6 protein-coding genes are annotated in these 7053 nt (G+C 62.7%); 1 reads left to right on the forward strand and 5 read right to left on the reverse strand.

Going from position 1 to position 7053, the window contains the following annotated elements; all coding sequences use genetic code 11:
* Window positions 1-450 precede the first annotated feature (450 nt).
* On the reverse strand, window positions 451-3315 hold the full coding sequence (locus V7M64_RS21835; RefSeq protein ID WP_333682240.1) for an EAL domain-containing protein: 2865 nt from the start codon (window positions 3313-3315) through the stop codon (window positions 451-453).
* A 283-nt stretch (window positions 3316-3598) separates the two neighbouring features.
* Here V7M64_RS21835 and V7M64_RS21840 point away from each other — a divergent pair, with 283 nt between their 5' ends.
* Window positions 3599-4492 (forward strand): hypothetical protein, encoded by an 894-nt coding sequence (locus tag V7M64_RS21840; protein ID WP_333682241.1) that lies wholly within the window; start codon window positions 3599-3601, stop codon window positions 4490-4492.
* A 73-nt stretch (window positions 4493-4565) separates the two neighbouring features.
* Here V7M64_RS21840 and V7M64_RS21845 read toward each other — a convergent pair whose 3' ends face one another.
* The 4 genes from V7M64_RS21845 to V7M64_RS21860 all read right to left on the reverse strand — a co-directional run.
* Complete coding sequence (locus tag V7M64_RS21845) at window positions 4566-5474, reverse strand: DUF4097 family beta strand repeat-containing protein (RefSeq protein ID WP_333682243.1); 909 nt, start codon at window positions 5472-5474, stop codon at window positions 4566-4568.
* A 21-nt stretch (window positions 5475-5495) separates the two neighbouring features.
* A complete protein-coding gene (locus V7M64_RS21850; RefSeq protein WP_333682244.1) occupies window positions 5496-5951 on the reverse strand; it encodes a hypothetical protein in 456 nt (151 codons plus the stop codon).
* The gene (locus V7M64_RS21855) at window positions 5948-6499 is read right to left on the reverse strand and encodes a sigma-70 family RNA polymerase sigma factor (protein WP_333682246.1); all 552 of its coding nucleotides are present in this window, start codon (window positions 6497-6499) and stop codon (window positions 5948-5950) included. The genes V7M64_RS21850 and V7M64_RS21855 overlap by 4 nt, the downstream gene beginning before the upstream one ends.
* 115 nt (window positions 6500-6614) lie before the next feature.
* The coding region (locus tag V7M64_RS21860; RefSeq protein WP_333682247.1) for a phosphoenolpyruvate carboxykinase domain-containing protein at window positions 6615-7053 on the reverse strand (439 nt) is incomplete at its 5' end.

Consider the following 7053-nt stretch of genomic DNA (forward strand, 5'->3'; position numbering starts at 1 on the left):
GGGCCGAATTATTTTCCCCGGACAGCAGTGCGCTTTCGCGGGAATGACGGCCATAGAGCTTCTGGCACTTTTCGAGTTGCGGCATCGACAGACGACGCTAAGTGCTTGTGATCCATCATGTCGCCATGGATTCGCAAAACGCATGCCGGACAGCAGTGAGCTTTCGCTGGAATGACGAGCTGATGGCACTGAATTTCCATGGAAAATTTTCGATGCGGGGTGCCATGCCCGCGCATTTCTGAAGAACTTCATTTTCCCCGGACAGCGGTGCGCTTTCGCGGGAATGACGGCCGTATGGGTTATCGCAGACATACATGGGACCACGCCAATTCCTTGCCGGCCAGCAGTGGGCGAAGGCCGGGATCCAGCGACTTGGCCGGGGCGACGAATCGGGAGCATTGAATTTGCAGGTAAAAGATCAATGGGTTCGCGGGAATGGCGCGGCCGCGGTTATTTCATCCACACTTCCACCGGCCGCGGCTCGGCGAACAAAAAGCCTTGTCCAAAGCGGCAGCCGATCTGCCGCAGCATCTGCCGTTGATCTTCGTCTTCGATGCCTTCGGCTATCACCTGCATCTGCAGTGAATCGGCCAGTACCTGGATCGCACGTACGACCGGTACGCTATGGCTGTTGTCCTTGGCCAGTTCGATGATGAAGCTGCGATCGATCTTCAAGGTTTCGATCGGATACTGATGCAGGTAGCTCAGCGACGAATAGCCAGTGCCGAAATCGTCGAGCGCAATGCTCACGCCGTGCTGGCGCAGGTTGTCGAGCATGCGCTTCACCTGGGCCGGGTTTTCCAGCAGCGTGCGCTCGGTGACTTCAATGCGCAGCGAGCGTGGATTGACGCGATAGGTGCCCAGCAGATTGAGTAGCCTGTCATCCAGGTCGGGCTGGCGGAAATGCCGGCCCGATACGTTGAGGCTGACGAAACCTTCGGCGCCCGCCAGCGCACCGACCTGCGAGGCGATCTGTTCGAAAATCTGCCAGTCGATACTTTCCGCGCTGCCGTTTTCTTCGGCCACGGCGAGAAAATCGCCCGGACACAGCAAACCGCGGACGGGATGACGCCAACGCAGCAGTGCCTCGTAGCCCACGGTGCGGCCGTCCTCCAGCGATACGATGGGCTGATAAAAAGGCACGAATTCGTTGCGGCTCAGGGCGCGGCGCAGGTCGCCTTCCATTTCCAGCAGCGACAGCACTTCGCGACGCAGGCGATCGTCGAACACGGCGGCGCGGTGGCGGCCTTCGTCTTTCGCCCGATACATGGCGGCATCCGCGTCACGCAACAATTCTTCCGGCTGCTGGTAATGCGAGCCGGGCAGGGCGATGCCGATCGAGGCGGAGGTAAAGATCTCCTTCACGCCCAGGCGGAACGGCAGGTGCAGTTCGGCAATGATGCGTTCGGCCACGAGCCTGGCCTTGCCGACGTCGCTGATGCCTTCCAGCAGCACGGCGAATTCGTCACCGCCCAGGCGCGCGACCAGGTCCCGTGTCTTCAGGCAGGCACGGATACGGCTGCCGGCCTGGAACAACAGGTCGTCGCCGATCAGGTGGCCGACCGAGTCGTTGATCACCTTGAAACGATCCAGGTCGATGAACAGCACCGCGAACAGCTTGTTGGGATCGGCGTGATACGCCTGCAGCGCCTGGCCCAGACGCTGCAGCAAGAGCGTGCGGTTGGGCAGGCCGGTGAGCGAGTCGTGCAGGGTTTCGTACATCAGCCGGCGTTCGACACGTTCACGCTCGGCAATCTGTTCACGCAGGTCGCGATTGGCCAGCGCGAGCGCGCGGGTGCGCTCGGTGACGCGGCGTTCCAGATTGATGTACGCCTGCTTCAGCGATTCGCTGGTCTGCTTGCGCTGCAACGCGTTGGCAATGTGGTAACTGACGAAAGTGAGCAGTTCCTGGTCGCGCGCGTCATAAATGTGCTTGGGCGAGTAGCTTTGCACGGCCAGCACGCCTTTGACGCGGTCGTCCCACATCAGCGGCACGCCCAGCCAGCACACCGACTTGGTGCCCATCTCCACGCATTCGCCTTCGGCGGCCAGCCGCTCGAAGGCCTGTCCGTCGGCCAGCAGCGGCTTGCCATGCTTGAGCACGTATTCGGTGGCGCCGTTGGCGACGGGCCGCGAGATGCGCGTGTCGATCTCATCCACCGAATAGGGAAAGATTATGTTCTGGCTATTGTCATCCAGCAACGCGATATAGAAATTGCGCGCGTAGATCAGGCCGCCGACCACGCGATGCACGGCGGCGTAGAAGTTCTGCTGGCTTTCCGGCGCACTGGCCAGTTCGGCGATGCGGAACAGCGCCGATTGCAGGCGCTCGCCGCGCTGGCGTTGCAATACCTGCTGGCGCAGGACGCGGTTGGTGGCACGCAGCGCCGCGGTACGATCGGCCACGCGGCGTTCCAGCTCGGCATGTGCTTCGCGCCGTTCCAGCGCCGTCTGCATGTGTTGCGCGACGTAGTTGAGCAGATCGCGGTCGTGATGAGTGTAGTGCGTGTCCGGCCGGTAGCTCTGCACGACGATACCGCCGACCGCCTGGCTGCCGCGCAATAGCGGCACGCCCAGCCAGTGTTCGCAAGCCGGCCCGACCAGGGTGAAGCGGCCTTCGAACTGGCGTGCGAGCTCTTCCACCGAGCCGATGATCGGCTGGCCGCTTTGCAGCAGGTTCCAGGTCAGGCTGTAGCGCATGTCCTGCAGCGGATAGTTTTCATCTGGAGCAGGCGGCTTCTGGTCGACCGTATCCACGTAGTAGGAGAAGCGCACGCTGTCGCTCGCCGGGTCGTACAGGAAGATGTAGAAGTTCTCGGCGTACATCAGCATGCCGACGATGGAATGCAGCGACTGCATCATCTCGGCCATGTTGTGCGCCGAGCCGGCCAGTTCGGCAATGGCGTAGAGCGCGCGTTGCAGGCGTTCGGCCATGGCCAAGCGCGAAATGGATTCGTACAGCCGCCCGGTTTCGCTGAGCTGCCGCAGGCGAATGCCGGCAAGCCGACCTAGCCAGGCCAGTTCGACACTGGCGCCCTGGCCGGGCACCACGTCCCCATCCCACACCAGCATCTGCAAGTTTTGCGGGTCCACGGCCAGGTTGATCCGGCCGGCTGCCTGCGTGCTGTCGGCCTCGGGCGGCAGCCAGCGCAGGCTGCCGTGCAAGCCCAGGTGACCCAGCGCAGTCTCACAAATTTCCAGGACGCTGGCGGCGTCGGTCGCGCGGAACAACCGTTCCAGCGTTTCGCGCAGCAGCGTCGGCAGGACCTCGCCGGAGGCTGACGCAAAATGGCGACTGTCTGGCACTGAACTCATAGCCTATGAGCGGGTCCATCGCGGTACGTCGGGCGACTATATAGTGAAGATACCGTCATGTGGCGGTGCTCATGGTTTTCACAAACCTGTACGGCGGGACTGCCTTCCCCATGCATCCGCCGTGCCAGCAAATACTTGTACGCGAGCCCGTTTTTTGTAGGCCCTGGCACAGAAAACCTTCCTCTTTCAGGTGTTAGTAAAAAGTAAAGTAAGGTATACTTAACCCAGGGCGTCCGAGCTCGATGGTGAGTCGGACGGGGTTGTTGGACGGTTTCGAATTTTCATGCGCCGATTGCTGCTCACCTTGCCGCTGCTCTGCATGCCGCTCATCGCGGCAGGACAGACGCTGCCAGGCGATCCGCTGGGCAAGCCTTTGCTGGCGCAGCAACCTCAGACCTTGCTGAAAACCGGCCAACAGCAGCCGATGCAGGGTTCGCTGCTGGTGCAATCGGAAAGCGGCACCACGGCAGACGTGCAGAACAACAGCAGCGGCTTACTGTCGCTCAATCCGCTTGCCGGCGGCGCCGTCGATAGCAGCACCGTGCAATACGGCGTCACGCCGAACGTTTCTGCGCAAGCAGGTGTCACCCAGCGTTCGTGGGCCACCCAGCCGCGCATCATCAGCAGTGAAGTGGGCGCCACCTATAACGCCGGTCGTTACAGTCTGGGAGTCAGCGTGGCGCAGGACCAGGTTCCCAACGCCACGCCGCTGCCGCGCGTGCTGCCGGGTGCCGTGCCTGGCGTGAATGGGCTGCCGGATTTTGACAGTGCCACGCAAGTAAACGCGCGCGGGCGGTTTGCCTTGAACGGCAACAGCGGTGTGCTGCTCGGTGCAAGCATGGGACGCATCCGCCTGCTGCCGGGCAATCAATTGGGCTTGACCACGCTCGACCAGAAGGCGCTGAGCTTCGGTATCGAGCACGGTTCGGTCAGCACCAGTATCGTCGGCCGCACCATGCAGCCCGAGCCAGGTACGACGGTGCCGGGCATGCTCAATACCGATCGCCACTGGAACAGCATCGATCTCGGCGTGACGTGGCATTTGCCGTGGCAGGGCTCGTTGAGCTTCGGCGCGCAGAACCTGTGGTCGTCAGGCAACGCGGCGAACACGCCGGCCGGTCCGCCAGAACCGGACCAGTCACGTACACCGTACGTGCAATATCACCAGGATCTGTGAACGCTTCTCCCTAAATGAAAATGCCCCGTTCGCCGGGGCATTTTTTTGAGCGAGCGCGGCTGACTGCCTTTCGCTAGCGCTCGCCTTTCTTGAGCCGTATGTCGCCGCTGAAGGTTTCGATGTGGATGTTGGCGGAGCCATCACCGGCCATTGTATCGAGCGTACTGCCAGGACCGTGCTCGGGATGCGTGGGCGACCCGAAGTCGGTGTGCACGCTGCCGCTGAAAGTGCTGGCGTGCACGTTGCTGTTGAGCGGGACGGGGAACAGCAGCTGCACATCGCCACTCATGCTATCGACATTCATGTTGCCGCCCCGGGCCACCACGCCAGTGAGCTGCACGTCGCCCGAGACCGTGCTGAGACTGAGCGACTGCCAGGGACCACCGCCGGCTTGAATGCGGCCGGAAACCGTTTGCAGCTCGACCGAGTTGCCAAGCGAGGGCGCAAGAATGTCCCCACTCACGGTTTGCAGTTTCGCTTGCTTGGCATTGCCGGAGAAAGCGATGTTGCCGCTTACGCTGACGGCATTGAGCATCGGCGTTTGCGCATTGACGCGTACGCGGCCACTGATGGAGTTCACGTCGACGTCGCCGCCGTCGATGCCATCGATGCTGGCTTCGGCGCTCACCACGCGCACCTTCAGCGATGCGCCGCGCGGCACGGTCACGTCCAGATGGGTAGGACCCATTGCGTTCTCGCCGTTCCAGTTGAACCAGCCGCCATGTCCTTTGGCCTGCACGTTGATGGTGAGGTTGTTGTCGCTGCCTTCGATCGTCAGCGGATCAGCGCCGTCGCCGAGTTGGCCGGCTACGTGCACTTCGTTGCGGTTCCAGGCGGTGACGGTGACGTCGCCTTTTACATTGCTGATAGTGATGTGCGCGGTGGGCGCGGCCGGATGGCTGATGTCCAGTGGGGTGTCGGCAAGCGCCTGCCCTCCTGGCAGCAGGCAGAGCAGTAGCGGCAGATATCGGGTGGCTTTCATAGTTGTTATGTCCTGATGGTCTCAGCCGGCTTGTTTCTCGAGTTCGCGCAGATAATTCTGCTGCGCGTGGGTTTGCTGCAACAGGCGTTGCAGGGCGGGTGAATCGGGAGCTTGCTGCATGGCCTGTTGCAATTCCATGCGCGCGGCATCCAATTCGAGCGCGGCGCCGGCCAAACGTGGATCGTTCGGCTTCCAGCGGGTGTCATGCGCGTGCATGGCGGTGTCGGCGACCTGCGGCGCGCTCTGCGATATCGCATGCATGCGCCACATGACACCGCAGGCGAGCAGTGCGACTGCGGCGAAGCTGGCGGCCATCGCCCATACACGCATGTGTCGCGCACGTGGTGGTGTTGCTGGCGTAGCAGCGGGCGATGCGTCGTCGTCCAGCGCGGCTTCGATATGCGGCCACAGATCGCTCCGCGGCGCGACCGGCTGGTTCAGTTCGCGCATCTGGCGCAGCCATTCGAATTCATTCATCGCGTTTCTCCCAGTACCTTGCGCAACAAACCCCGTGCACGATGCAGTTGCGCTTTGGACGAACCTACTGCCATCTCCAGTTCGCTGGCGATTTCCTCATGGCGCCAGCCTTCCACGTCGTGCAATACCAGCACCGCGCGCGCTCGTGGCGGCAGCTTGCCGATCGCGCGTTCCAGCTCCTCGCGCTCGGCGGCGCAGAATGGCATGTCGCCATGTTCGGGAACGTTGTCCTCGCCAACATAGCCGACCGGGTCGGCGCCACGCGCGCGGATGTCCATCAGTGCCACATTCACGGCCAGCCGGTAAAGCCACGTACCGAACGAACTTTGTTCGCGAAAGCTGTCCAGCTTCTGCCACGCCCGCACGAATGCATCCTGCGTAAGATCCTCCGCCCGCGCGTGATCGTAGCCGGACAACCGCAGCATGGCGCCATGGATGCGGCCCGCATGCCTGCGATACAGCCGCTGGAACGCCTGGCGGTCGCCTGCGGCAGCCGCGCGCACGTCGTCCTTATCGTTGTCGTTTCCCGCAGCGAGCGCAGGGGGCATGGCGCTTCCGGTGGCGATACAAGCGGCAATCATCTTGCCAGCTTGGATGCGGGTAAGGACGGGAAGGTTTATACGCGTGAACGTCCCTCTCCCCGAAAGGGAGAGGGAGCGAAGATCAGGCATTCGCCGCTTTGCGCGGCGTCTGCAGGGCCTGATGGACGCGCTGCTGCTCCTGCCGCAGCCGGGCAGGCAGGCGATCGCCGAAGCTGTCCAGGTACTCGCCGATGGCATGCAGTTCGGCCTGCCAGCCGACATGGTCGATATCGATCAGTTCGGCCAGGGCTTCGCGCGGCAGATCCAGTCCGTCCAGCTTGAGTTCGCCGGTGGCGGGCAACGTGCCGATAGGCGTGGCCACGCCGCGCGCCTTGCCTTCCACGCGGGCGATCATCCACTCCAGCACGCGCAGGTTTTCGCCGAAGCCGGGCCACAGGAACTTGCCGTCGCGGCCTTTGCGGAACCAGTTGACGTGGAAGATCTTCGGCAGCTTGGCGCCGGGCTTGTCGAACGACAGCCAGTGCTTGAAGTAGTCGCCGTAGTGGTAGCCGCAGAACGGC

Origin of the sequence: Dyella sp., assembly GCF_036746095.1 — a bacterium.
Taxonomy (GTDB): Bacteria; Pseudomonadota; Gammaproteobacteria; order Xanthomonadales; family Rhodanobacteraceae; genus Dyella_B.

What these genes read in the sequence shown, in the direction of transcription:
- V7M64_RS21835 (WP_333682240.1), bottom strand. Translation starts at nt 3,315, where the DNA reads ATGAGTTCAGTGCCAGACAGTCGCCATTTTGCGTCAGCCTCCGGCGAG.
- V7M64_RS21850 (WP_333682244.1), bottom strand. Translation starts at nt 5,951, where the DNA reads ATGAATGAATTCGAATGGCTGCGCCAGATGCGCGAACTGAACCAGCCG.
- V7M64_RS21855 (WP_333682246.1), bottom strand. Translation starts at nt 6,499, where the DNA reads ATGCCCCCTGCGCTCGCTGCGGGAAACGACAACGATAAGGACGACGTG.
- V7M64_RS21845 (WP_333682243.1), bottom strand. Translation starts at nt 5,474, where the DNA reads ATGAAAGCCACCCGATATCTGCCGCTACTGCTCTGCCTGCTGCCAGGA.
- V7M64_RS21840 (WP_333682241.1), top strand. Translation starts at nt 3,599, where the DNA reads ATGCGCCGATTGCTGCTCACCTTGCCGCTGCTCTGCATGCCGCTCATC.